This window comes from Streptomyces sp. NPDC088350 (genome assembly GCF_044753545.1).
Lineage (GTDB): Bacteria > Actinomycetota > Actinomycetes > Streptomycetales > Streptomycetaceae > Streptomyces.
In genome coordinates this window covers 756,847-783,043 of sequence record NZ_JBIVNL010000004.1, presented here as the reverse complement: position 1 = coordinate 783,043, position 26,197 = coordinate 756,847, and the positions used below count along the sequence as shown (strand labels likewise).

Genomic DNA, 26,197 nt, shown 5'->3' with positions numbered 1-26,197 from the left:
CGGCAACCGACACGTACCTGCGGGGCGCATCTGAGTGGGAGTTCGCCGAGGTCCAGAGCCACGGCCGTGCGAGGCCGGCACCGGGCCGATCGTCAGGGTCCGGGGGGTGGAGGTGTCAGGGTCGCTTCCACCCGCCGGCGTGGCGAACCGCTCGACCCGGCCCACCGTCCGGCTCGGCGGCGGAGAGCACGCCGCCGTCGGCGCTGAGCGGGCCGGTCTCCGCGAACCGCCGGCGCAGGCCGGGTGGTGAACCGAGGCAGGGTCACTGGTGCTGCCCTCTCGATCACACGGTTCGGCTTCGTGCGGCCGGCATGGCCAACCACGTCCCACTCCTCCACACGGCAAGCGGCCCCTCGGCAGGATGCCCAGCAGCACGTAGGCCCGGAATGACCCGCCGGACGGGCCTGGTCGATGCGGCCACCACCTCCTGCCGGGGGGACTTGTCCAGCGCCAGCGCCATGGTGGGCTCGGCTGTGCGTGGCAGCCGGGATCACGGGCGGTACCTGATGGTGAGAGTGCCCGTGCGCTTGACGAAGGGGGGAAGTGCGGGTCTAAATTAGAACGACCGGTCGGTACATCGATCCTGATTCGGCAGTGAGATCCATGGCGCAGTCGTGGACGGCGGAATCGAAGCTCTTCCGCGTCGGATCCCCGGGTTCGGTTGCATCACGCCGGTCGGAGGTGCCTTCCATCATCCGCACGTGGGTTTTGGAACGAACAACGAAGTTCGGAGAGAGGTACGGCCTGTGTTCAAGGAATTTGTGGTGTCCGGTGATTCGCACATCATCGAGCCGGTCGATCTGTTCAAGACCCGCCTGCCCAGGGTGCTGCGTGAACGCGCGCTGTGGGAGGAGGAGTTCACGCTTGAGGAGCCGATCGTGCCGGGCGGGCACACGGAGTTCAAGAAGCTCCACACGATCGGGTTCGACGGCTGGACCATCTCCAAGTACCGCCAGACGGGCGGGGAGACCCCGGACGGCGACCCGGAGCACATCCTCCGGGACATGGATTTCGACGGGGTGGACGCGTCGGTGATGTTCCCCAACCTGTCGCTGTTCGTCCTGTTCACGGACGATCACGAGTTGTCGATGGCGCATGCGCGCGTGTGGAACGACTACCTCGTCGAGCGCTACCTCCCCTACAAGGACCGGCTGCGCCCCACCGCCGCGATCCCGATCACGGACGTCCCCGCAGCTGTGGCGGAGATCGAACGGATCGCGAGGCTGGGACTGGGCGCGATCCTCCTCCCGGAGATCCCGCCGTTGCCGTACTACGCGCGGGAGTACGACCCGATCTGGGCTGCCGCGCAGGCGCATGGTCTGCCGGTCTTCATCCATGTCGCGACGGGTGGGGTGAAGGTGAAGGAGGAGATCTCGGGGACGGCGCAGACCGTGCGGGGTCTGATGACGGCGATGAACATGGGCAAGGGCAATCTGACCGATGACATGGTCGCGGGCCGCACGATGGGCTTCGCGGCGGGTGCGGGGGTGGCGGGTCCGCAGGGGATCATCGCGAGTCTGGTCGGTGGCGGGGTGTGCGAGCGTTTCCCGGATCTGCACTTCAACCTGATCGAGTACACGGCGGGCTGGCTGGTGTCGTTCATGGGGTACATGGACAAGGCGTGGAAGACGGGCACCGGTCAGGACCCGGACTGGTGGCTGGGTTTCTGGGACGACAGCCGTCCGGCGGGCGAACAGCCGTCGATGGGGCGGCTGTTCGCGATCAACGACAAGTGGCCCTACCCGCTCAAGCCCACCGAGTACGTGCGGCGGCAGATCCATGTGCAGTTCGCCGACGACCCCACGGCCGTCAAGGCGCGCCACATCACCGGTCTGTCGACGGTGATGTGGGGCAACGACTATCCGCACGCGGAGGGCACCTTCCGTAGCAGTGCGGAGTGCATCGCGGAGAACTTCGAGGGCGTGAACGACGAGGACCGTGCGGCCATCCTGGGCGGCACCCTCGCCGACGTCGTCCACTTCGACAAAAGCCGGAAACTCGCTCCCTTGTCCCAGGACGCCTGATGCCGTTCGAGCCGCAGTGGATGGCTGGCAACTGATCCTGTCCGTCCCTGAGTTACGGCCGGCGAGACCTCAACTCCTTGACGGGCGGCGAGACTGTCGAACTTCCGGGGAGTCATCCGTCGGTGAGGGCTGGGATCGACGCTGCCCTCCTGACCAGGTAAGGAGTCGGAGACGGCCATGAGCCATGACATAGGCATGCTGGTGATCCGGTCGGCTCTTGGGCTGATGTTGATTGCCCACGGGGCGAACAAGGTCTTCGGACCCGGTGGACTGGGCGGTATGACCGCCTGGTTCGCTTCGCTCGGATTGCGTCCGGCGTGGGTACACGCACGGCTCGCCGCGGCCACGGAGATCGCTGCGGGAGTTCTTCTCGGCCTTGGCCTGCTGACAGGCCTGGCATGTACCGCATACGTGGGGCTGATGCTTGTGGCCGCCCTTACCGATCACCGGAACAAGGGCTTTTTCGTCTTCAAGGGCGGTTGCGAGTACGTGCTGCTCGTCGGCCTCGTGGCGGTCGGAGTCGCAGGGGTCGGACCCGGCGAGTGGTCACTGGACCATGTGCTCGGACTTGAGACCACCGGCTCCTGGTGGCCCGTCGGCGCGCTGGTGGTCGGCGCGGGAGCCGCGTTGGGTCTCCTCGCTACGTCCTATCAACCCTCCAAGGCCACCGAGAGCGAGACGGGCTGAACCGCGGCCCGTCGGAACACTTCCGTTGAACGAGATCAAGACCTCAACCCGCTGGTTCTCAGGAGAAACTCGATGCCCAAGGGATACGTCATCCTGACCGAAGCCATCAAGAACAGTGCGGGAATGGCGGCGTACAGCCAGGCTGCCGCGCCCTCAATGGCCGAGAGCGGGGCCAGACCCCTGGCTGTTGACGCGCAACCCCGGGTGCTGGAGGGCGAATGGCACGGAAATCGCACCGTCCTTCTCGAATTCGAGTCCGTTGAAGCAGCCCAGGCCTGGTACGACTCTGATTCCTACGCTCAGGCCAGGCCGCTGCGCCAGGCTGCCGCCGAGTCGAACGCGGTGCTGCTGAGCGGTTTCGAGCCGCCCCGTGACTGAATTCGAGCTGTCGTGCGGGCTACCGCCCGGGCCTGACTTCGCCGATCTCGTCGTGCTGGCCGAACAACTCGGATACGCACGGGTGTGGATTTACGACTCGGCACCTTTGTGGGAAGACCCGTTCGTCCACCTGGCGCTCGCCGCTCAACGCACCAGCCGCATTGGGCTGGGCACGGCCGTTCTCATCCCGGCGCAACGCGAGGTCATGGCGATGGCCTCGGCGATCGCGACACTCGCACGACTTTCCGGCGGACGGTTCCGGCCCTGCTTCGGCACCGGCTTCACCGCACGCCTGACTGTCGGACAACCGCCCATGAAAATGGGTGAGTTGGGTGACTACATCCGGGCACTCCGCCGACTCCTGGCCGGAGAAACGACGCTCGTGAACGGCAGGACCGTCCGCATGCTCCACGCGGACGGTCTCGCGCAACCGCGCCCGATGAACGTTCCCCTGTGGCTCAGCGCATTCGGGCCTCGGGGCGCCAAGCTGGCCGGCGAAATCGCCGACGGGATCATCGGCCCCGTCCACCCCGACCTCCCCGCGGCGACCCTGGTGTCCGGCACCGTCCTGGACAAGGGCGAGGACCCGGGCGGCGACCGGGTGCGTCGCGCGATCGGACCGTGGCGCGTCGTCGACTGGCACAACGCCTACGCCCATGCCGGCGCCGAGGCCGTGGACGCCCTGCCGGGCGGCCGGGAGTGGCGGCACACGGTCGAGGCGCTCGCACCGGCGGAGTCACGCCACCTGCCCACCTTCGAAGGTCACGTCACTCATCTGCCGGACCGTGACCGCAAGCTGTTGGAACACATCGACCACACCACCGCGGTGGGTGACGCCCACAGCATCGGACGCCACCTCGAGAGTCTGGCGGACGACGGCTTCCGCGAGATCATTTACACCCCCAGCGGCCCGGACATCGCCCGCGAGCTGACGGCCTTCGCGGCGGTACGCGCGTCCTGACGCACTGCCCCTGCTGCGAGACGCCGGGTGCTGAGGTCTCCGCGGGGCCGGGCCGGGTGAAGGAGCTGATCGACAGCGCCGCACGTCGGCCCCTGGGCGCCCCCGCTGTCATCGCGTCGAGCCGCAGTTCGGGTGCAGTGCGACACAGTGCTGGCCTCGTTGAGGTTCATGAAAGCGCGAGCGAGGAGGTGATCGGGATGAGTCCGAGTCCGAGTCCCGATGGACGTCCTTGTCGCAGCTTGCCGGCTCTCGGCTGAACCCTTCTTCTGGGATCCGCCGTTGATCCCGGCTTCTGTCTGCGCGCGGCTGCCATCGCTGCCGTGCGCTTTTTGACGACCGTGCGCCCGTTCGCTGTGAACGCCTGCGCGCACCTCTGATCCCCCGTACGAGGGCACCGCCCCCCCCCGCACGCCTTCCACCGCTTCGTGGCACGTGCCGGCTTCGCCATGCCCGCGTGTTCCTGAAGAGAGGTCTCCTCATGACTCTGCTCACCGATTTCACCCCCGAGAGGCTGTCGCCGTCGGGCCGCCGCCGGGCACGCCGGTTCGGCGGCGTGCGCGGAGGCGCTCGCGGGCAGTACGGCGGACGCCGGTACGGCCGCCAGCGCCAGACCCGCAGCACGGACGGCGGCGGCACCGCGGCCCGTCGGACGTCTGCTGTCCAGCATGTCTGCCTCGTCTCCTGGTCGTGGCCGGCCTCCGTGCCCGCCCCCGCCGGTCGGCGGACAGGCACGGACGCATCGGACCAGGGACTGCGCCACCGGCCCCGACCGCCAAGCGGATGCCCACCCGAACGAGACGGCGCATGCAGCCGGCTCGTAGTCGGCCAGGCGATGCAGGCTTGCTGCGCGCTGCCGCTCATGCCTCGACGGCAGTGGCCGGTGGAGGAGCTTTCCGTGGTCATCGGGCGGGCCGGCTCCGCCCGATGCGTGACTCTGTCAAGTGGCCGGTGTTCAGGCGTGGGCGTCGTCGTATGCCAGGTCGCCGCCCAGTTCGCGGGATGCCTGGGCCTGTGCCAGGAGTTCCCTGGCCTTGGCTTCGACGCCTTCGATGGCGTCGGCGCCGGCGACGAATCGCACCATCGGCTCTGCCTGGCCGGCGATGGCGAGGAGGGCGCGGGCGAGCTTGGCGGGGTCGCCGCCCTGCCGGCCGTTCATGCTCTTCCAGGCGGCGACGGTGGCGGTGGTGCGCTCGGCGTAGTCGTCGATGACCGGCTCGGGCCAGATGGTGGAGCCGTCGACGAGCAACTCGGTGCGGAAGAAGCCGGGTTCCACGACCGTGGTGTGGATGTTGTACGGCTCGACGTCGTAGCGCAGCGACTCCATCCAGCCCTCCACGCCGAACTTGGAGGCGGCATACGCGACGCAGAACTCCTGGCCGATCAGACCGGCGGAGGAGGAGAGCGTGATGATGTGGCCGGCGCGCTGCCGCCGCAGCACGGGCAGGACGGCGCGGGTGACGTTCATCGGGCCGAAGAGGTTCGTCTCGATCTGCCGGCGCATCTGCGTGTCCGGGATCTCCTCGAAGTAGCCGGCGTAGAAATTGCCGGCGTTGTTGATCAGGACGTCGATACGGCCGAACCGCTCGACGGCGGCCTGTACTGCGGACTCGGCGTCCTCCGGGCTGGTGATGTCCAGCCGGGTGACCAGCAGGTTGTCCCGCGGTCCGCCGAGAGTCTTCTCGACCTCCTCGGGGCGGCGGCCGGTGGCGACGACCTGGTGGCCGGCGGCGAGGGCCTCGCGGACGATGTCCGTGCCCAGACCGCGTCCGGCACCGGTGACGAAGATGACCTTGCTCATGGTGATTCCTTTTCAGGGTGTTCTTGAGGTGATGTCGGGAGGCTCCGTCAGACCTGGTCGGTCGGCATGATCCACAGCTCGCCGACGGAGGCGTGGCGGGGCCGGGTGATCATGTACGCGACGCCGTCGGCGATGTCCTCGGGGGCCAGGACCTCGGTCGTCTCGTAGAAGGGGTCGATCATCGAGCCCTGGATCTCGGGCTTGTTGTGCGAGCCCAACTCGGTGTCCACGCCGCCCGGTTCGAGGACGCCGACGCGCACATGCCGCCGGGTGACCTCCTGGCGCAGGGACTCGGTGAAGCCGTTCACACCGAACTTGGTGAGGTTGTAGACGCCGTAGCCGCTCCAGGCGACGCGGCCGGCGATCGAGCTGATGTTGACGATGTCGGCGACCCGGCGCGGTCCCCGCTCGGCGGCGTCGAGCAGGTGGGGCAGGGCGGCGCGGGTGATGTGCAGCAGGCCCCGGACGTTGACGGCGATCATGCGTTCCCAGTCCGAGGCGTCCGCGCCGACGACGGGGCCCAGCAGCATCAGCCCGGCGTTGTTGACCAGGATGTCCAGTCGGCCGAAGTGCTCGACGGTCCGCGCTACGGCGGCCTCGGCCCGGGCGGGGTCGGTGATGTCCGCCCCCACCGCCAGCGCGGTGCCGCCCGCCTTCTCGATCTCGGCGGCGAGGTCGTCCAGGCGGTCCTCGCGACGGGCCACGAGGGCGACGGAGGCGCCGTGCTCGGCGAGCCGGCGAGCGGTGGCGGCGCCGATTCCGCTGCTCGCGCCGGTGACGAGCGCGACGGTGCCGGTCAGCTTCGATACGGTCGGGGAACTCATGGGGGGTGTCCTGTTCTCTGGGCTTGAGGTGCGGTGCGGTGGGCCCGTCATCCAGGCAACCACCCGCCGACCCCTGCCGGGCCGCCACAACGGGCACCGCTCCACCGGGGGTCCGGCAGTACCCCTTTCCGAGCGGCCCACGGGCCGGGGCGGCCGTACGGTGGATTCATGGACCGGAGCACAGAGATCCGCGAGTTCCTGCGCACCCGCCGGGCCCGGGTCACCCCCGAGCAGGCCGGACTCACCCCGTACCCGGGCGTCCGCCGGGTGCCGGGGCTGCGCCGCGAGGAGGTCGCCCAGCTCGCCGGGGTCAGCGTCGACTACTACGTCCGCCTGGAGCGCGGCCGTACCCAGAGCGTCTCCGACGCCGTACTGGAAGCCGTCGCCCGCGCCCTGCGGCTCGACGACACCGAACGCGCGCACCTCTTCGACCTCGCCCGGCCCACCACAACCCGGTCCAGGCACCGGCGGCCGCTCAGCCCGCAGCGGGTGCGCCCGGTCCTGTACCGGGCCCTGGACTCACTCGGCACTCCCGCGATCGTCCTGGGACGACGCATGGACGTCCTGGCGGCCAACCGACTCGGATACGCCCTCTTCACCGACTTCCAGGCCCGGCCCCACCGAGAGCGCAACTTCGCCCGTTACGTCTTCCTCGACGAAACCGCTCGCGCCCTGTACGCCGACCACTGGGAGACGGCCGCCGGCGACTGCGTCGCCACGCTGCACCTGTACGCCGGACGGCGGCCCGACGACCCCCAACTCACCGAGCTGATCGGGGAGTTGTCCGTGCACAGCGATGTCTTCCGCCGTATGTGGGCCGACCACGACGTCCTGGCCCACACCACCGGCACCAAACGCCTCCACCACCCACTGGTCGGCGACCTCACCCTCGACTACGTCGTCCTGGCAGTCGAGGGCGACCCCGACCAGAACCTCACGATCCTTACCCCCGAACCCGCCTCGCCCTCCGCCGAAGCCCTCGACATCCTCGCCAGCTGGACCCACACGTCCGGCGAGTTGGCGAGAGAGGGGATCACACGGGAAGGCTGAGCTGTGAGCGGCGGCGTGTTTCGGCGATGGAGGACGGACATGTCCCAACCGCTCCCCGGTAGCGGGTAGCGGGCCGGCAGGGGGGAGACGTGTCTCCAGTCCGGCGCCGTCGAGGACCGTGCGGCCCGCCAGGTGGGTCATGAGGAGCGACGGATACGCGCAGTGGGCGGCGGTCGCGTCGGCCGCGACCAGGCCGGGGGCCGGCGTGCCGGAGACCGTTCGCCGACCTCCGACTGCCGACTCGCCCGGCGGGTCGCCGGGGACTGCATCCGACTCTTCGGCTCAACGCGACCGAACCGCCCAGTGAACCGCCTCACGAGCTCAGCGAACGATCCTGGCCAACCATCGGCTGCCCTCACCGCCGTGCCGACGAGAAGGGGACACCCGCACCGCAGTTATGAAGTGTACGGCGACACATGTTTGACGATCCGTCAATAAGTGACGGTCTATCAGATTCGCCTGGGAAGAATGCAGTTGGCCTCCCCGGGCGCGGTGAGTGCGGCGGTCGTGGCATGCTGCGGTGTTGAGTCCCGCACAAGCAGTTGGCGCTCGGGGCGCACAACCCCTTGGTGACGTGGGGAAGGTGGGCGGATGGAGCGCTTTGCGAAGGACGGCCGCTCGCCCGTGCTGCCCAGTCTCAGCGCTCCGCGTTTCGTCGGCCGAGCGGCCGAACTGCACCGGCTGACCGACGCCTTGGCCCAGCCGCCGGCTGTGGTTCTCGTCGAGGGTGAGGCCGGAATCGGCAAGAGCCGACTCGTTCAGGAGGCGCTGGACGAGCCCGGTATCGCCGCCCGGCGGGTGCTGGCCGCCATGTGCCCCCCGTTCCGGGAGGCACTCACCCTGGGCCCGGTCGTCGACGCCGCCCGCGAGGCCGGGCCCGATGTGGCGGAACTGGCCCTCACCGCCCTCGCCGGGGTGCTGCGGCCCCTGTTCCCCGAGTGGGGGCATGACCTGCCGCCGGCCCCCGAGGCGTTGTCCGACGCGGGCGCCGCCCGGCACCGGCTCTTCCGCGCGCTGGCCGAGCTGCTGGACGCCATGGGCGTCGGCGTGCTGGTCCTGGAGGACGTCCACTGGGCCGACGAGGCCACTTTGGACTTCCTGCTGTTCCTCGTCTCCCGTCGTTCCCGCCGGATGAGCCTGGTGCTGACCTACCGTCCCGAGGACGTGGCGCCGGAGTCCGCGCTGATGCGGCTGACCTCACGGCCCCCGGCCGGCACCGGGTACGTACGGATCCGTCTTCGTGCGCTGGACGTGCCGCAGACCGCCGAGTTGGTGTCGTCGATGCTCGACGGGGAGCACGTCTCCGAGACCTTCGCGTCGTTCCTCCAGGAACGGACCGACGGTGTGCCGCTGGCGATCGAGGAGTCCGTCCGGCTGCTGCGCGACCGGGCCGATCTCGTGCGGCGCGACGGCGAGTGGGTGCGCAGGACGCTGGCTGACATCGCTGTGCCGCCCACGATCCGGGACGCCGTCGCCGAGCGGGTCTCGCGGCTCACTCCGGTCGCGCAACGCGTGCTGCAGGCTGCCTCCGTACTGGCCGAACCGGTCGGCCCGGCTGTCCTCGCGACGGTGAGCGGGCTCTCGGACAACGTTGCCACCCGGGCGGTGGACGCCGCCGTACGCAGTGGGCTGCTGGGCGAGGACCGTGCCGGCCGGGTCGGTTTCCGGCACGCGCTGGCGGCCCGTGCGGTCTACGACATGACGCCCGCGCCCGACCGCCGAGCACTGCACCGGGGAGCGGGGCTCTCGCTGCGGGCCGCGACGCCGCAGCCGGTGGCCCGGCTCGCCCACCACTACCGGGAGGCGGGGGACGTCGGGCAGTGGCGTCAGTTCGCTGAACGGGCCGCGGATCTCGCCCTGGCATCCGGGGACCATCGCACCGCCGTCGGACTGCTGCACGAGTTGCTCACCGAGAGCGATCCACCCGCCGCCTCGGTGGCCCGGTGGGCGCAGAAGGTGCCGGTCCTGGCCTTCAGCGGGCTCGTCGGCCGCGGCGACCTGACCCGCGCGCTGCGCAGGGTGCTGGACGGGGAGGCGCTCGCCCCGCACGACCGCGCGGCCGTCCGCACCCAACTGGGGCGGATGCTGCTGCACTCGGGCGAGTACGCGGCCGGTGCGGCGGAGCTGGAGAGGGCACTGCCGGATCTGGCCGGCCAACCGTTCCAGGCCGCCTGGGCGATGAACACGCTCGGCAGCCCGCCGAGCACCCTCATGTCCGCCGGGGAGCACCGCCGTTGGCTGGACCGGGCGGCCGACGCGGCCCGGCTGCCGATGACGACGGACCAGCGGCTGGCTCTCGTGGTGGACCGGGCAACCGCCTTGCTGGACATGGGCGACGAGGCAGGCTGGGCGGTGGCCGCGGAACTGCCCGACACCGCGACGACCCCGGAAGGAATGATGCAACTGGCCCGCAGTGGACTCAACATCGGTAACGCGGCCATGCGCTGGGGCCGCTACGACGAGGCCAGACAGCTGCTGACCACTGCGCTGGCCAGGGCCGAGGAACACCGGTACCAGCGGCTCCACGACATGATCCTGGTGACGCTGGTGCACCTGGACTGGTTCACCGGCGCCTGGGACGGACTGGCCGAGCGAGCCGGCGCCTTGGCAGAGGTGGACGCGGAACCCGTGCTCCAGCTGGACGCCCTGCTGATCACGGCTCTGCTGGAGCGGGCGGTCGGCGGCGGCGCGGATCCCGGCCCCGCGGCGGTGACCGAAGGCGGGATCGGCACGGTCGAGGAGCGGCTGCGCCAGGTGCTGGACGCGGGGCTGCGACGCGGCATCGTGGATCTGCCGCTGGAGCCTGCCGCCGCCCTGGCGCGGATCCGGCTCACGGAGGGGGTGGCCGCCGAGGCACTGGAGCTGACGGAAGGACCGGCCGACGTCGTGGCCCGCAAGAACATCTGGCTCTGGGCCACCGAGTTCGCGCCGGTGCGGACCGGGGCGCTTCTCGCGGTCCAACGGCCGGACCAGGCAAGGCAGTTCGTCGCGAACCTGGCCGAAGGGCTCCAGGGCAAGGACCTGCCGTCAGCGGACGCGGCCCTTCAGACGTGTCGCGCGGTGCTGGCACAAGGAGAGGGCCGCAACGCCGAGGCAGCCGCCGCGTTCGGCCGGGCCGCCACCGCCTGGACGCGCCTGCCCCGGCCGTACGAGGCACTGCTCGCGGCCGAACGCCGGGCCGGCTGCCTGCTGGCAGCGGGGGACAGGGAAACCGGACTGGCCGAACTCGCCCGCGCGCACGCCGGATTCACGGCCCTGGGAGCCCGGACCGACGCCGACCGGGCGCATGTCGCGCTCCGCGCGGCCGGGGCGCCGGTACGACAGGTGTGGCGCGGCGGGCGGCGCGGCTACGGCGACCAACTGTCCCCGCGCGAGCTGGAAGTGGTGCGGCTGATGCTCACCGGTCTGACCAACCCGGCCATCGCCCGCACCCTCTCCCGTTCCCCGAAGACCGTTGCCGCGCAGCTGAACTCCGCGATGCGCAAATACGGAGTGACCTCGCGCACCGCGCTGGCGGTCAGCCTGACACAGGCCGGAATCACCCCGTCGCAAGGCCGCACCGCCGGCGCGGGCTCCGATCTTTAGGTCATCCGCCCCATCGCGAAGGCACGCGGCACCCCTAGATACTCGGTGCGCGCGCAGAGTCCGTGAGCCGGCCTGTACCTGGGCACGACCGGAGAGGCATCCATCCGTCGGATGAGCAGCACACCCCCCGACCCCAAGTCCGGTGCACCGGGCGCCCGTACGGACGGCGCGGACAGTCCCGCAGGTGCCGTCACCGGACCCCGGCACACCGACGTGCCGCCCGCCGGAGAGCGGCACCCCGAACCGACGCCCGCCGCACCGGGCGCACCTGTCGACGACACCACGGCGGACCCCGCATGTGCGGACGACTCGTACAGCGGTTACGAACCCCTCTGACCTCGGCCCGACCGGGTCCTGAACGTGATGAAAAGGGTGCTCCTTGCTGTCCTCAAGACGTGCGCGCGTCCGCGCGCCCCTCTCCTTCCTGATAGCCGGCTGTCTCGGCGCCGGAGCTCTCGCCGCGATACAGCCGGTCACCGCCTCCGCGGCCACCCTCAGTTCCTCGGCCACCCCCGGGTCCTCGACCCCCTCGTCCGACGCCGGCTCCTCCAAGGCCTCCGACCTGCTCAACGCCGTGCCGCAGACCAACGTCCCGCAGGACTACGTCCCGGCCGGCTGCAACAACCCGAGCCTCAAGGACGGCGTGGCCCAGTGCTTCGCCGACGTGCGCACCGGCTCCGACCACATCGTCCGGCCGCAGGTGAGCGCGCCCCCGTCCGCGGCGCTGGGCCCGGCCGACATCCGGGCGGCCTACAACCTCCCCGCCACAGGCGAGGGCAGGACGGTGGCGATCGTCGACGCGTACGGCGACTCCCACGCCGAGGCCGACCTGGCCGCGTACCGCGAGTACTACGGGCTGCCCGAGTGCACCACCGCCAACGGCTGCTTCCGCAAGGCCGACCAGAGCGGCGGCACGGACTACCCCGCCGACGACCCGGGCTGGGCACTGGAGACCGCGCTCGACCTCGACGCCGTCTCCTCCGCCTGCCCGGCGTGCAACATCCTTCTCGTGCAGGGTGATTCGGCGAGCCTGGACGACCTGGGCACCGCGGTCGACACCGCCGTACGCCTGGGCGCCAAGTACGTCTCCAACTCCTACGGTCTGCCCGGCGAGAGCGCCTCCCAGACCGCGTACGACCACCACTACGACCATCCCGGTGTAGCCGTGGTCGCCTCCACCGGCGACACAGGCCATGTCCAGAACTGGCCCGCCACGAACCCCGACGTGGTGGCCGCCGGTGGCACCCGGCTGACCCGCACCGAGGACACCGCGCGCGGCTGGACGGAGTCCGCCTGGACCTCCGGCGGATCGGGCTGCTCGCTGTACGAGGCCCGGCCCGCCTATCAGAGGGGGCTCACCACCGGCTGCGACACCCGGGCTACGGCCGACATCTCCGCGGTCGCCGACCCCGCGACCGGCCTGGCCGTGTACGACACGGTGGGCAGGGACGGCTGGCTGCAGGTCGGCGGCACCAGCCTCTCCGCACCGCTGATCACGGCGATGTACGCGCTGGCGGGCACCCCCGTCGAGGGCACCTACCCGGTGACCTACCCGTACATCAACGCCTCCGGGCTGACCGATGTCACCGAAGGTTCCAACGACGCCTGCGGCAAGGTGAGTTGCACCGCCGGCGCCGGCTGGGACGGCCCCACCGGTCTCGGCACCCCGGTCGGCGTGTCCGCGCTGGCCTTCGGCGTCCACGGAACGCTGTCCGGGCGAGTCACCGACAGCGCGTCCGGCGCCCCGCTCGCCGGTGCGGCGCTGGCCGTCTCCGCAGCGACAGGCGGCAGGGAGTACCACGTCACCACCGACGCCGACGGCACCTACGAACTCCCCGTCGCGGTCGGTGACTACCGGATCACCGCCACCGACTTCGGCTACCAGGAGAACACCGGCTCAACGGTGAGCGTCGCCGAGAACCTGACCACCACCGCCGACCTCACCTTGGTGAAACTGCCCACCCGCACGGTGTCGGGCACGGTGAAGGACGGCAGCGGGCACGGCTGGCCCCTGTATTCGCGGATCACCATCGACGGCTATCCGAACGGCGCCGTCTACACCGACCCCTACACCGGCAAGTACCGCGTGGAGCTTCCGGAGAAGGCCACCTACGACCTCCACGTGGCCCCCGTCTACCCCGGCTACCGGAGCACGGACCTGACCGTCCCCGTCGGCACGGCCGACGTACGGACCGACGTGTCCCCGGACGTGGACCTGACCGCCTGCGTCGCACCCGGCCACGCCTACCGCGGTGCCGCCGACTTCGAGGGCTGGACCGGCAGCACGCCGGAGCACGGCTGGACGGTCGTCGACCACGGGACGAGCGGCGCCGCCTGGGACTTCGCCGACAGCTTCCTCGCCAACTACACCGGCGGAACCGGGAATTGGGCCGCCGCAGACCCGTACGGCCGGGGCGGGGCCCCCGAGGACACCGAACTCGTCTCGCCCGACTTCAGCCTGGCGGGCCAGGACGTGCCCGTCCTCGCCTTCTACGCCCTCTACGCCGCCAGCAAGGACTCGGCGGCCGACGTCGACCTCAGCCTCGACTCGGGCGCGACCTGGACCACGGTGTGGCACCGGGACACGGCCGAGTACCTGGGCCACGTCGAGGTCCCCCTGCCCCAGGCGGCAAACGCGAAGCACGTGAAGGTGCGCTTCCACTACTCCGGCAGCGGCCTGTCGATCTGGCAGCTCGACACCGTCACCGTCGGCTCCTGCGCGGCCGTGAGCGGAGGCATCGTCGCCGGAAAGGTCGTCGACGGCAACACCGGCGGTGCCATCACGCCCGCCACCGTCACCGACACCGCCGACCGCTACGCGACGGCGACCACCGTGGCGACCCCCGACGACCTGGCGCTGGCCGACGGCTACTACTGGCTGTTCAGCGCCCCCGCCGGACGGCACACGTACCGGACGGCCGCCGCCCGCTACACCACCTCGACCGGCACCCTCACCACGCGGCCGGACAAGGTCAACCGGTTCGACCGCACGCTCAAGGCGGGCCGCCTGGCCGTGAGTTCGCGCAGCGTCACCGTCAGCGAGACGCTCGGCGGATCAGGTGGCAAGAGGGTCACCTTCACCAACAGGGGACAGGCGCCGCTGCACGTCGACCTCGGTGAGCAGAGCACCGGTTACACCTCACCGGACGGCACCTCGACGACCACGTCGGACTCCTCGGCGGGCGCCCCCACGCTGCGCGTCAAGGGCAACTACTCACCGGGACCGATGAGTTCCGGCCCGTCGGCCGCGAAGAGCACGCAGAGCGACCCGCCGGCCACGGCACCGACATCGGCATCGACCGGGCCCTGGACCGGCATCGCCGACTACCCCGAGCCCGTCATGGACAACGCGGTGGGCACCTACCAGGGCAAGGTCTACTCCGTCGCCGGAGTCTCCGGAATCTTCTACGGGCAGTACCTCACCCACAGTTATGTGCACGACCCGTCCACCGACGCCTGGACGCCCATCGCGGACCTCCCCGAGGTCCTGGAGTCACCCGGCGGGGCGTTCATCAACGGGACCATGTACGTCGCCGGCGGCTGGGCCAGGGACCATGCCAGCGCCTCGCTCTACGCCTACCACCCCACCACCGACACCTGGACCCGACTCAGCGACCTGCCCCAGGCGATCGGCATGCCGAACGTGACCGTCCTCGACGGCAGTCTCTACGTCATCGGAGGCTGCACCGGATCCGACTGTGGTGACAGTGTCAGCACGGTCTACCGCTACACCCCGGCCACCGACACCTGGACCCGCCGCGCCGACTACCCGTTCACCATGGAGCGCGGGGCCTGCGCCGGCATCACCGGTGAAGTGGTCTGCGCCGGGGGCATCACGGCCGTCGGCGGAGGAGTCGCCCCCCGCACGGGACAGACCTACCGCTACAGCCCCGCCGCCGACACCTGGACCCGTGCGGCCGACATGCCCCAAGCCGGTTGGGGCGCCACCGCCAGTGGCAATGACGGCAAACTCCAGGTTGTCGGCGGCATTATCGGAGTGAACGCGGTCAACACCGCCGTCGAGTACGACCCGGTGTCCAACACCTGGTCCAACCTGCCCAACGCCGGTTCCGCCGTCTTCCGGGCCGGCGGCGGCTGCGGGATCTACCGCATCGGCGGCATGACCGCGGCCCACGACACCGCCACCTCGGCCGAGGTCCTGCCCGGGCACGACCAGTGCGACGGCGACGACGTCACCTGGCTGTCGGCGGACAGGACCTCGTTCGACCTCGCCCCCGGCCGCTCCACCACGGTCACCGTCCGCGCGGACGCCTCCGCCGTGGCCGCGGCGGGCACCTACACCGCGCGGCTCACCTACAGCACCGACGCCCCCTACGCCGGAGCATCGGTCGAGGTCACCCTCAAGGTCACGATCCCGCGGACCTGGGGCCATCTCTCCGGAACGGTCACCGACCGGCACACGGGAGCACCGCTCGCCGGAGCCACTGTCCTGATCTGCCCGGCGGCGCACGCCGGAACGACCGGCTGCGACCACGTCGCGCACACCGTACGCACGGACTCCGGCGGCCACTACGACCTCTGGCTCGAAACCCGCCCGAACCCGCTGCGGATCACGGCCTCGGCCGCCGGCCACCGTCCGGCATCCACCGTGGTGACCCTGCTGCCGGGCCGCGCCACGACGGCCGACCTGTCGCTGACCGCGACCTGACCCCAGCGCCACCCGCTCCCGTCGCGCCCGCCCGGACAGTCCGTCCGGGCGGGCGCGGCTTCGTCTGGTCCCCCCTGTGCACGCCCCGGGACGGGTGTACCTCGTCGGGTGCGGTGACGGACGGGCAGTTGATGACGATCAGCGGCGTCCGCGGAAACCTCGTTGTCCTCGGCGTCTTCTTCAGTGTCGGTGGCCACGACGTGGCCCTCGGTTCCCGTGTCAACGACTGCCGGCGAGCTGTGCGATGAGCGGGTTGGTGCGCTCCGGGGGTGTTGACGTCCCGTCCAATGCCCGGGGACGTCGTGTCGCCATATGCTCACCCCTCGACCGGCAGTAAGCGCTAACTCCCGTCCAGGGACGGGGTCGTTGAGCGGCTCTCCGGTCGCAGGAACCGAGTGGTGCCGTCGGCCGAAGGGGCCGTGCGGCAGCGGAAGGGAAGCCACGGTGTCCGACGAAGGACGGCTGATCGCCGGCCGGTACCGCATCCTCGATCGGATCGGCCGGGGCGGCATGGCCACTGTCTGGCGTGCCTGGGACGAACGCCTTGGCCGCCAGGTCGCCGTCAAGAAGCTTCATCCCCAGCCGCATCTCGACGACGATGAACTGGCCACACTCTTCGAGCGCGCCCGGCGCGAGGCCCACAGTGCCGCCCGGATCAGCCACTCCAATGTCGTTGTCGTCCACGACGTCGTGGACGACGAGGGCCTGCCCACCATCGTCATGGAGTACGTGCCTTCGACCACCCTCGCCGACCTGATCGAGGCGCACGGCCCGGTCCCGCTCGAAGAGGTCGCCAGGATCGGCCGTGGCGTGCTCGCCGCGCTACGGGCTGCGCATCGGGCCGGGGTCATGCACCGGGACGTGAAGCCGGCGAACGTGCTGCTCGCCGAGGACGGCAGGGTGGTCCTCACCGACTTCGGGATAGCCCAGGCCGCCGAGGCCCCGGCTCTCACTCGCACCGGCCAGCTGGTGGGGTCGGTCGACTTCATGGCCCCCGAGCGGCTCGTCGGCGCCAAGCCGGGTCCGGAGGCCGACCTGTGGGCGCTGGGCGCCACGCTGTTCCAGGCGGTCGAGGGCCGCTCGCCGTTCCTCCGGGACACGGTGGCGCAGACGATGTTTGCCATCGCCATGGAACCGGCCCCCGAGGTACGAGGTGCCGGCCCGCTCACCCCGCTGATCGAGGGGCTGCTCACCGCCAGACCGGCCGACCGCATATCGGCCGAGGACGCCGAGCGCCTGCTGCGACTGCCGGCGGCGGGCGAAGCGGGCTCCTGTGCCGTTCCGCCCGCCGTTCGTGCGACGGCCGGCGACGCGCCGGCTCTGGTGACGGGGCCGGGGCTGGACTCGGATCCCGGAACGGACGGTGTCTCCGCCGCCGGGCGGTCGGCGGATCGTCCGCAGCCCGTCACGGCCGGCCTGCACGCGCAGCGGTCCCCGGGCCGTTCGAAGAAGCCGGTCGTGCTCGCCGCGACGGTCGCCGCGGCGCTGTTGATCGCGGTCGCCGTGCTGAGTATTGTGCCAACGGAGCAGAACGGCACCGTCGCCAAGGCGTCGGACGCCCCGCTCGCGGCCGACGACCGCACGTCGCGGGCCACGGACACGTCCGCACCTGCCACCTCGCCTCCCGTCTCGCCGTCTTCCGCGAGTTCCGGCGCCACGCTGCCGGCGTCCGGCTCGTCCCAGTCGGCGTCCCCAGCCGCGCAGGACGGCTCCGGGCCGGGATCCGCAGGCAAGGACACGTCCACCGGGAGCGGATCCGAGACATCGCCCGCACCGGCCGTCGGCCATACCCTGGTGGTCGCGGCCTCGGGGAAGTGCCTGAGCAGCGGTGCCGGGACCGAGGGGATACAGCTGATCCAGGCCACGTGCGACGGCTCCTCGGCGCAGTTGTGGCGGACAGGATCGGGTGGGACGCTCCGGTCGGCGGGCAAGTGCATGACCGTGGCCGGAGTGGCGACCGCCGACCGGACCGAGATCCAACTGGCCGGCTGCAACGGAGACGCCGACCAGCGATTCCACCTCACCGGCACCGAACTGATGGCTGATCAGTCCCAGAAATGCGTCGACATTTTCGGGGGCGCGAGCGGAACAGGCGCGGTCCTTTGGGAATGCAACGGAAGGGACAATCAGACCTGGACACTCCGATGACCGAGGGTTTCTGACGCCCTCGTGCAGGGTTGGCGGCAGGACGGCGGGCCATTGATCGTTTGAAGTCCTCTTGAAATCCGTCGTGTTGGCCGATGCTTGGTGGTCCGGTGGCTGAGTGCGGGGTGGAGCGGGCGGTCCCTCGCCGGCTGCGATGGGAATGGGTCAGGGGCGATTGGTCCCGCCGCTGATGGTGCGGGTGGCGCGGTCTGGCAATCCAGGAGGCAGCGTGGCCGTGTGGGTGCGTGACCGGCTGGACGAGCTGTGTGCGGACGAGGACTTCGTCGGCTGGTACCTATCTGTTGGGTGCCGGGGTCTGTCTCCGGCCCGTCTTGCGTGGTGTCGCCGACCGGCAGGCGGCTGTGGCGGTGCGCTCCAGGCTTGACCGGAAGTACCGGAAGTACTGTCTCGGGTTTGGGCCGCCCGGCCCGGGCTTCGACTTCTCGGAGCTCAGCGAGTTCCATGCCCGCGTGACCTACGACGACCAGGCGGTCCGGCTGCCGGCCTTTGACGGTTGACCGCCTCGGGTGCGCCGGGCTGGTCAAGCGGCGTGGTGCTGTCCGGACCCGCAGTGGCTCGGCAACGGCTGGGACTGGTACGGCGCCCTGGCTTTCGAGGAGCGGGACGCGAGCGGTCCGACAACATCTACTACCTCGCCTCCCGGCCCGTCGCCGGTCTCGACGCGTATGTCCCCCGCACGGTGAACCTGGGCGACGTGACCGTGGACGGCACGAAGGTGCTCGACTACACCGGTATCTCCTACGAGGTGACGACCGACATCACGTGGTCCCAACTGACCGGCGCAGGGCTTCAGTTGAGGCGCTCACCCAGCGGCGGCCGGCACATCGACGCCGGGATCTACGCCGACTACGCCTTCCTCAACCGACGAGGCACGGTCAACGTTGACACGTCCGGCAGGTGGCAGGAGAGCCACACCCCGTTCGACCCGTCCGCCGGCACGGTGAAGCTGCGCATCCTGGTGGACCGCACGTCGGTGGAGATGTTCGACGACGGCCGCTACGTGCAAACCAGCGAGGACCTGTCCGGCATCTGGCCCCGTCCTGAGGCTTTGGTACGGCTCATGGGCGCCACGGACGGCGAGATCGCCGTCTTCCGGCAGGCGTACGACCGGATCGTCAGCAGCGGCTCCGCTGCCGGGGGCAGCAGCCCTGCCGATGACCTGGCCGACCGCACGCCCTTCACCCGCGGCCGGCACCACATCGTCCGCACCCCGGGCGCGGTGAAGACCTGGACGGGGGAGTGGAACATTGCCGTCTGTGTTCCCGCGGTCGTCGTTGTCCTGACCGCCGCCTGCGCCGTCGACCTCCGGGCATCCCCCTGCCCCGGCCCGGCGAAGCCGGTCGGCTACGGCACGGTGCTCCCGGCTCGTCCGGTGCGTTGTCCCCCTTGACGTGGGTGCCGGCATTCCCGGCCTCGCGCGCGGTGACCGGTGACCGCACGTATGCTCCCGCCGCTCTCTCAGGCGGGCGGCCACTGCCGCAGGGCCATGTCGGCCACCAGCTGGAGTTCGTCGCGGGCGCCGCCGCCGGCGGCCTGAACGGCGATGCCGTTGCCCACGGTCATGAGGTAGCGGGCGAGCAGGCCGGGGTCGGTCCCCGCGGGCAGGTCGCCCTCGTCGACGGCGCGCTGGAACCGCTCCCGCAGGAGTGAGATGCCGTTGTCGCGCCAGGCGGTCAGAGTGTCGCGGGCTGTGCGGCCGGGCTCGCCCGCCGCCAGGGAACCCTGGACGCCGAGGCAACCGGCGGGGCAGTCGGGGTGGGTGGTGGCCTGGACGGAACCGTTGAGGAACGCGGTGGCCACCTGTCGTGCGGTCGGCTCCTGCAGAGCCCGGGGGACGTAGGCGGCAGGTCCGTCGCTGTAGCGCTCCAGGGCCTTGTGGAACAGATCTTCCTTGTTCCCGAAGGCCGCGTACATGCTGGTGCGGCTGATGCCCATGGCGTTGGTGAGGTCGGTGAGGCTGGCGCCCTCGTAGCCCTGGCTCCAGAACACCCGCATGGCCTTGTCGAGCGCGCTGTCGGCGTCGAAGCCGCGTGGGCGGCCGATCGGCATCTTCTGCTGAGTTCCCACGGTCCCAGATTACCCCCTTCCCGTACCGATCGGTGCAGATGTCTGCCGAGGGCAGGGCCGCGGGGTTCGGGCACGATCGAGGGGGCCACGGTTTCCAAGGGCTTGTTTGCGGGCCGTGCGTGCTCAGACCGTCGCCTTTTCCGTGGCCCCGGACCGTTCGAGGGCCGGGGGCGTGCCGGTTCTCGTCTGCTTACCACGGCCGGCGTAGCGACTGGGTACCCCCAGTTGCCCGAGGCGCCGGTGTCGCCTCGCGCGGCCTCGGGGCGCTCGCTGCCTGGGCCCTGAACGAGATCGGCAACGCCGTGCTCGCCACGGGGGCGGCGCGGCGCTGGAGTCGGTCCGGCCGGGCGGGGCCCGGTGCCGGTGTCGTGCTGCTGTGTCCTCCGCCCGACGGTCAGCGGGACTGCAGGACGAAGTCGTACTCGGCGTGCAGGTACGGCACTTCGAGCGTGCCGCCGTCGGGCCCGGTACCGGCCGGCCGTTGGGTGAACGGGATGATCAGCGCGTCCTTGGTGCCGAAGACGACGTCGGAGTCGAGATAGTCGCTGTCCGCCTGGAACAGATGGGTGATCAATTTCCGGTAGCCCGGCTCGTCGATCAGGAAGTGGACGTGTGCCGGCCGGAAGTGGCTGATGTCCGTCCTGCGCATCAGGTCGCCGACGGGGCCGTCCATGGGAATGGCGTACCCGCGCGGCGCGATGGTGCGGATGCAGTAGGTGCCGTCCGCGCGGGTGCGGTACTTGGCCCGCAGGCGTGCCTCGTCGATCTCGGGGAGCTGGGCCTCGTAGGCGCCTTCCGTGTCGGCCTGCCACACGTCGAGCACGGCGTCCGTGAGCGGCTTGCCCTCAGTGTCGGTCACCCTGCCGGTGACGAACAGCGGTGTGCCCGGGATGCCGTCCGACATGTCGAAGCCGTGGGGTGCGGTCGGCGAGCCGTCGATGTGGAACGGCCCGAGCACCGTGGCGGGGGTCGCCCGCGGTGTGAACTCGTTGTTCAACTGGACGACCAGCGTGCTAAGTCCGAGCACGTCGGAGGTGAGGATCAGTTCCTGCCGCTTGTCGTCACTGATCCGGCCGGCCGCGGTCAACCACTCGATCGCCGCCGTCCACTCCTCCTCGGTCAGCCGCACCTCACGCGAGAAGGCGTGCAGATGACGGACCAGCGCGGTCATCAGCTCGCCCAGCCGCGGGGAGTGCGCGGTGGCCCACCGCTCGACGGCCAGCTCGGTGATGTTGTCCTCGTCGACGAACACGGTTGCGGCTCCTTGGTCTGCGTGCGGGTGGATGGTCGGACGGCGGGCGCGGGGATGTCAGTCCTCGCGCCGGTCCTTCGTGAGCGGGTCCGGGGTGTACGGCTCCGGCGGCACCGGGGTGTTGTTGAGGTCGACGGACAGGAACACGTCCTGGGCGACGGGGTGGCGCAGTTCCTCGGCGAGTTGGCCGATCAGTCCGGCCGTACGGGCCAACAGAGCGAAGCCGCGCAGCAGTTGGAGCGGGAGGCCGAGGTCCGCGAGGGCGGCGCCGCACACCCCGGCTCCGTTGAGGGGGAGCGTCCGGTGCAGCACCGTCGGGTGCACTCGGCCGATGGCGGCGAACAGGCTCAGGTGCGGGCCGAAGACGCCCTCCTCCTGAGCGATCCGGATCAGTCTCGGCGTACGGGGGTCGCCCTCCTTGTGTACGTGGTGACCGAGGCCGGGGACGAACTCCCCGGCCGCGCGCCGCCGTTCGACCGTGCGCACCGCGACCGCGTCCCAGCCGGCCTCGTCGGTGGGCAGGTCCGCGTCGAGGGACTCCAGTACGTCGTGCAGGAAGTGGCCGGTGTCCTCGGTGACGCCGAGGAAACGGGAGCCGCCGCCGAGCAGTCCGGCGGCGAGTGCGCCCTGGACGGAGTCCGGGGCGGAGAGGTAGGTCAGGCGGGTGACGATGGCCGTGGGGGTGAAGCCGTGGTCGGCCAGCGCCGCGAGTACGGCCTCGAAGACACGTGTCTGGCCGGGGGTGGGCCGTCGTTGGGTGGCGAGCCAGAAGGCGAGTTCACCGAAGCCGACCGAGCCCATGATGTCCTCGGCCAGGTCGTGCCCGAGCAGGGTGATGGTCCTCAGGTCGGAGGCGCCGAGAGCCGTGGGGTAGGCGGGGCGCGGTGCCGGCTCAGACATGGTCGGCCTCCTCTCGGACATGGTCCGTCTCCTCGGGTGCGGACAGCCAGGTGCGCAACTCCGCGCCGTGTTCGTCGAGTTCGGGCGGCGGCAGACGGTAGGAGGCGGGGGTGACGGAGAAGCGGATCGGATGCCGCGTGGTGGGCACCGCGCGGTCCCCCTCCCCGACGGTGACGACCGGGTCGAGTCCGAAGCGGTCGGCCATGGCGAAGCCGCCGTCGATGGTGTTGATCGGTCCGCTCGGCACACCGGCCTCCACCAGTGCCTCGAACCACTCGGTGGCCCCGCGGGTTTTCAGCCTCTCGGCCAGCAACGGCCGCAGCAGGTCGCGGTGGGCGGTGCGGTCGGCGTTGCGGGCGAACCGCGGGTCGTCGGCCACCTCCGGTATGCCGAGGACCTCGCACAGCTTGCGGAACTGGCCGTCGTTGGCGGCCGTCACGATGAGGTCGTTGTCGGCGGTGGGCAGCGGTTCGTAGGGGAACACGCTGGGGTGGGCGTTGCCCATCCGGTAGGGCACGGTGCCGCCGGCGACGTAGGCCGAGCTGTGGTTGACCAGTCCGGTCAGGGCCGAGGACAGCAGGTTCACCTCGACGAGCTGGCCCGTCCCGGTGGCGTCCCGGTGGCGCAGTGCGGCCAGGATGCCGATCGTGGCGTGGTTGCCGGCCATCACGTCGAACACGGAGATGCCGGCCCGGTAGGGCGGTCCGTCCGGGTCGCCCGTCAGGCTCATGAGCCCCGAGATGGCCTGCACCATGAGGTCGTAGCCGGGGACGTGCCGGCCGGGTCCGGCGCCGAAGCCGGTGATCGACGTGTAGATCAGCCCGGGGTTGTCCTGCCGGACCGAGTCGTAGTCCAGTCCGTACTTCGCCATGCCACCGGGCTTGAGGTTCTCGATCAGGACGTCCGCCCGGCGGGCGAGGCTCCGGGCGACCTGGGCGTCGTCCTCGTCCCGCAGGTCGAGGGCGATCGAACGCTTCCCCCGGTTGATGCCGAGGTAGTAGGTCGAGACCTCGTCCCGTGTCGGGGGCATCCAGGCGCGGGTGTCGTCGCCGCCCGGCCCTTCGACCTTGACGACGTCGGCCCCCAGGTCGGCGAGCAGCATCGTGGCGTACGGCCCGGCAAGGATCCGTGAGAAGTCCGCGACCAGCACCCCGGAGAGCGGGCCCGCGGTGCCCGGCGGAGTGGGCTTGGCGCTCTGCGACATGGACCTTGCCTTTCTGTCCGTACACCGGACAGTCGTCCGGACAGTGATTCTCTGTCCCGGACGACGGAGGCGTCAAGACGTCACAATCGCGCCGGACGGCCGGACGGCCGGACCGCGTGGGGTGCGGACTCCAGGCGGGCGAAGTCCACGCTGATCTCGCCGGCGGCCTGGAGGAGGAGCGGCAGATAGTCGTCGAACAGCACCTCCATCGAGGTCTCGGCGGCGTGCGCGTTCACGTTGACGCTCGCGACGACGCGGCCCGAGCCGTCCCGCAGCGGGGCGGCCACCGAACGGATGCCCCTGGCCAGTTGCTCGTCGGTCATCGCCCAGCCCCGCGCGCGCACCTCCCGCAGCTCCGCCTCCCATTCGGCCCGGCCGGGGTGCCACACGGACTCCAGGCCCGAGCGGCTGGGCTCGGCGAGGACCCGGGCCGCCTCGTCGGGCGGCAGCGCGGCCAGCAGGACCTTGCCCAGCGAGGTGGGCAGCGCGGGGAAGCGGGTGCCGATCTGCACGGCGAGGGTCACGATCTTGGGCACCGAGACCCGGGCGACGTAGACGATGTCCGAGCCGTCGAGCTGGGCGATCGAGCAGGACTCGTTCGTGCGCTCCACCAGCCACTCCAGGTGCGGGCGGGCCACCTCCCACAGTCCCGTCGAGCGGACGTAGGCGACGCCGAGGTCCAGGACGCGCGGGGTCAGCACGAAACCGCCTGCCTGCTGGCGTACGTAGCCCAGCTCGGTCAGGGTGAGCAGGATCCGGCGCGCGGTCGGCCTGGCCAGCCCTGTCGCGGTCGCCACGTCGGACAGTGACATCACCGGATGCCGGGGCCGGAAGGCGGTGATGACCTCCAGGCCCCGGGCCAGCGCCTCGATGAAATCGGGTCCGGTTCCTTCGCGCGGCATGGTGGCTCCTCTGGTCGCCGTCGGCTTCGCTCCGGGGTGTCCGCCGTACGGACACCCGTCGAGGGCACTCTACGCAGCAGAACAGGCCTCCGTCGCGACGGCTCGGACACGGTAGCTCGGAGCCGACCGCAGAGCGGACGGCTCTGGACATTACCGGGCGGAATTCGGAAACCGCGGAGTATTGACACCGGACGACACCCTGACGACGATCGGTCACCAACCGAGAGCCGTCATACGGACAGTCGTCCGATGTCGAGTGGGAGAGTCAGTGATGAGCCAGTCCACCCCATTCCCGGCGGGGCGACCCGTCGTCCTGCGCGGCGGCACCGTCCTGCCCATGGACCGCACCCGGCGGGTGCTGAGCGACACCGACGTGCTCGTGACGGGTGACCGGATCACCGCGGTCGGCCCGCGGCTCGCCGTGCCGGAGGGGACCGCCGAGATCGACGCGTCCGACGGCATCGTGATGCCCGGCATGATCGACACGCACCGGCACATGTGGCAGACGGCGATGCGCGGCTACGGCGCCGACTGGACGCTGACCCAGTACTTCGTCTGGTACTACCTCGAACACGGCACCGCCTTCCGGCCCGAGGACGTGCACGCCGGAAACCTCCTCGCCGCCGTCGAGGCGCTGGACGCCGGGGTGACCACGGTCGTCGACTGGTCGCACGGACTGCAGACGGTCGACCACGCCGACGCGGCGGTGGACGCGCTGCGGGCCGTGCCCGGCCGGTTCGTCCTCGCCTACGGCAACATCCAGCAGGCTCCGGCGGAATGGACCGCGGCACCGCAGTTCCGGGACTTCGTGCGCCGCCGCATCACCGGCGACGACATGCTCGGCTTCCAGATCGCCTTCGACGTCACCGGCGATCCGGCCTTCCCCGAGAAGCCCGCCTTCGAGGTCGCCCGTGACCTGGGCGTCGCCGTCACCACCCACGCAGGAGTCTGGGGCGCCACCAACGACGACGGCATCCGGCTCATGCACGAGCACGGATTCATGACCCCCGAGACGGTCTACGTCCACGCCTCCACCCTGTCGGCCGACTCCTACCACCGCATCGCGGCCACGGGCGGCTCGGTCTCGGTGTCCACGGAGAGCGAGCAGAGCGCCGGCCAGGGCTACCCGACGACCTGGGCGGTCCGCTCCCACGACATCCCCGTCTCCCTGTCGATGGACACGAGCGTGTGGTGGAGCGGAGACCTGTTCTCCGCCATGCGCACCACCCTCGGCGCCGACCGCGCCCGCGAGCACCTGGAGGCCCACGCCGAGGGCGAGACCGTCACCCACAGCGCGCTGCGCGCCGACCAGGTGGTGGAGTGGGCAACTCGCGGCGGTGCCAGGGCACTTGGCCGTGAACACGACCTGGGCAGCATCGAGGAGGGCAAGAAGGCCGACCTCGTCCTGCTGAAGAACGACCACTCACCGGTCTCGTTCCCGCTGCTCAACCCGTACGGCCACGTGGCCTTCCAGGCCCAGCGGGGCGACGTGCACACCGTCATCGTCGACGGCCGGGTGGTCAAGTACGAGCACCGTCTGCTCGACACCGACCTGGCCGCGGTGCGGCGCACCGTCGAGCGCACCGTGGACCATCTACGGTCCACGATGGGTGAGGACGCCTGGGCGAGGGGCATGAACCCGGACGTCCCCGAGGCCAAGGTCCTCGACAACCCCTACACGTACACCGATTACCGCAGCACCTCGACCCACGGCCGCTGAGGAGGCGTGG

At 70.8% G+C, this 26,197-nt stretch carries 18 protein-coding genes and 2 pseudogenes; 12 read left to right on the top strand and 8 right to left on the bottom strand.

Annotation, left to right across the window (positions count from 1 at the left end; genetic code table 11):
- The first annotated feature begins 764 nt into the window (after positions 1 to 764).
- From ACIQBL_RS17425 to ACIQBL_RS17410, 4 genes are all read left to right on the top strand, one after another.
- Positions 765 to 2,024 carry an amidohydrolase family protein gene (locus ACIQBL_RS17425; RefSeq protein WP_401942290.1) on the top strand — a complete coding sequence of 420 codons (1,260 nt, stop codon included), beginning with the start codon at positions 765 to 767 and terminating at the stop codon, positions 2,022 to 2,024.
- A gap of 177 nt (positions 2,025 to 2,201) precedes the next feature.
- Positions 2,202 to 2,711: a DoxX family protein gene (locus ACIQBL_RS17420; protein ID WP_401942288.1), complete on the top strand. Its 510-nt coding sequence runs from the start codon at positions 2,202 to 2,204 to the stop codon at positions 2,709 to 2,711.
- A gap of 72 nt (positions 2,712 to 2,783) precedes the next feature.
- A complete protein-coding gene (locus ACIQBL_RS17415) occupies positions 2,784 to 3,089 on the top strand; it encodes a DUF1330 domain-containing protein (protein ID WP_401942285.1) in 306 nt (101 codons plus the stop codon).
- Positions 3,082 to 4,050, top strand: coding sequence for an LLM class flavin-dependent oxidoreductase (locus ACIQBL_RS17410; protein WP_401942284.1), 969 nt, complete (start codon positions 3,082 to 3,084; stop codon positions 4,048 to 4,050). The genes ACIQBL_RS17415 and ACIQBL_RS17410 overlap by 8 nt, the downstream gene beginning before the upstream one ends.
- A gap of 952 nt (positions 4,051 to 5,002) precedes the next feature.
- Here the strand turns inward: ACIQBL_RS17410 and ACIQBL_RS17405 are convergent.
- Both ACIQBL_RS17405 and ACIQBL_RS17400 read right to left on the bottom strand, forming a co-directional pair.
- Complete coding sequence (locus ACIQBL_RS17405; RefSeq protein WP_401942281.1) at positions 5,003 to 5,848, bottom strand: SDR family oxidoreductase; 846 nt, start codon at positions 5,846 to 5,848, stop codon at positions 5,003 to 5,005.
- Between the two features lie 47 nt (positions 5,849 to 5,895).
- Positions 5,896 to 6,672, bottom strand: a complete 777-nt coding sequence (locus tag ACIQBL_RS17400) for an SDR family NAD(P)-dependent oxidoreductase (protein WP_401942279.1) — start codon at positions 6,670 to 6,672, stop codon at positions 5,896 to 5,898.
- A 168-nt stretch (positions 6,673 to 6,840) separates the two neighbouring features.
- Between ACIQBL_RS17400 and ACIQBL_RS17395 the strand changes: the two genes are divergently transcribed.
- Entirely contained in the window at positions 6,841 to 7,722 is an 882-nt protein-coding gene (locus tag ACIQBL_RS17395) for a helix-turn-helix transcriptional regulator (protein ID WP_401942277.1), read from the top strand.
- Positions 7,723 to 7,803: 81 nt separating this feature from the next.
- On the opposite strand, the pseudogene ACIQBL_RS17390 reads toward ACIQBL_RS17395, so the two are convergent.
- Positions 7,804 to 7,941: pseudogene (locus ACIQBL_RS17390) on the bottom strand (aminoglycoside phosphotransferase family protein); the annotation flags it as partial.
- A gap of 372 nt (positions 7,942 to 8,313) precedes the next feature.
- Here ACIQBL_RS17390 and ACIQBL_RS17385 point away from each other — a divergent pair.
- The 6 genes and pseudogenes from ACIQBL_RS17385 to ACIQBL_RS17360 all read left to right on the top strand — a co-directional run.
- The gene (locus ACIQBL_RS17385; RefSeq protein ID WP_401942275.1) at positions 8,314 to 11,307 is read left to right on the top strand and encodes a helix-turn-helix transcriptional regulator; all 2,994 of its coding nucleotides are present in this window, start codon (positions 8,314 to 8,316) and stop codon (positions 11,305 to 11,307) included.
- A 111-nt stretch (positions 11,308 to 11,418) separates the two neighbouring features.
- Positions 11,419 to 11,643: a hypothetical protein gene (locus ACIQBL_RS17380; protein WP_401942272.1), complete on the top strand. Its 225-nt coding sequence runs from the start codon at positions 11,419 to 11,421 to the stop codon at positions 11,641 to 11,643.
- 43 nt (positions 11,644 to 11,686) lie between these two features.
- Positions 11,687 to 15,976 (top strand): carboxypeptidase regulatory-like domain-containing protein, encoded by a 4,290-nt coding sequence (locus ACIQBL_RS17375; RefSeq protein ID WP_401942270.1) that lies wholly within the window; start codon positions 11,687 to 11,689, stop codon positions 15,974 to 15,976.
- A gap of 444 nt (positions 15,977 to 16,420) precedes the next feature.
- Positions 16,421 to 18,124, top strand: a complete 1,704-nt coding sequence (locus tag ACIQBL_RS17370) for a protein kinase (RefSeq protein WP_401942267.1) — start codon at positions 16,421 to 16,423, stop codon at positions 18,122 to 18,124.
- A gap of 329 nt (positions 18,125 to 18,453) precedes the next feature.
- A complete protein-coding gene (locus ACIQBL_RS17365) occupies positions 18,454 to 18,639 on the top strand; it encodes a hypothetical protein (RefSeq protein WP_401942266.1) in 186 nt (61 codons plus the stop codon).
- Positions 18,640 to 18,684: 45 nt separating this feature from the next.
- Positions 18,685 to 19,157 (top strand): annotated as a pseudogene (locus ACIQBL_RS17360) (GH32 C-terminal domain-containing protein); the annotation flags it as partial.
- Positions 19,158 to 19,600: 443 nt separating this feature from the next.
- Here the strand turns inward: ACIQBL_RS17360 and ACIQBL_RS17355 are convergent.
- From ACIQBL_RS17355 to ACIQBL_RS17335, 5 genes are all read right to left on the bottom strand, one after another.
- Complete coding sequence (locus ACIQBL_RS17355) at positions 19,601 to 20,209, bottom strand: TetR/AcrR family transcriptional regulator (protein WP_401942264.1); 609 nt, start codon at positions 20,207 to 20,209, stop codon at positions 19,601 to 19,603.
- Between the two features lie 394 nt (positions 20,210 to 20,603).
- Entirely contained in the window at positions 20,604 to 21,461 is an 858-nt protein-coding gene (locus ACIQBL_RS17350) for a dioxygenase (protein WP_401942263.1), read from the bottom strand.
- 57 nt (positions 21,462 to 21,518) lie between these two features.
- A complete protein-coding gene (locus tag ACIQBL_RS17345; RefSeq protein ID WP_401942260.1) occupies positions 21,519 to 22,361 on the bottom strand; it encodes a citryl-CoA lyase in 843 nt (280 codons plus the stop codon).
- Positions 22,354 to 23,565, bottom strand: coding sequence for a CaiB/BaiF CoA transferase family protein (locus tag ACIQBL_RS17340; protein ID WP_401942257.1), 1,212 nt, complete (start codon positions 23,563 to 23,565; stop codon positions 22,354 to 22,356). The genes ACIQBL_RS17345 and ACIQBL_RS17340 overlap by 8 nt, the downstream gene beginning before the upstream one ends.
- Positions 23,566 to 23,645: 80 nt before the next feature.
- The gene (locus ACIQBL_RS17335) at positions 23,646 to 24,467 is read right to left on the bottom strand and encodes an IclR family transcriptional regulator C-terminal domain-containing protein (protein WP_401942254.1); all 822 of its coding nucleotides are present in this window, start codon (positions 24,465 to 24,467) and stop codon (positions 23,646 to 23,648) included.
- A gap of 271 nt (positions 24,468 to 24,738) precedes the next feature.
- On the opposite strand from ACIQBL_RS17335, the gene ACIQBL_RS17330 reads away from it, so the two are divergent.
- Entirely contained in the window at positions 24,739 to 26,187 is a 1,449-nt protein-coding gene (locus ACIQBL_RS17330; RefSeq protein WP_401942251.1) for an amidohydrolase family protein, read from the top strand.
- Positions 26,188 to 26,197 lie beyond the last annotated feature (10 nt).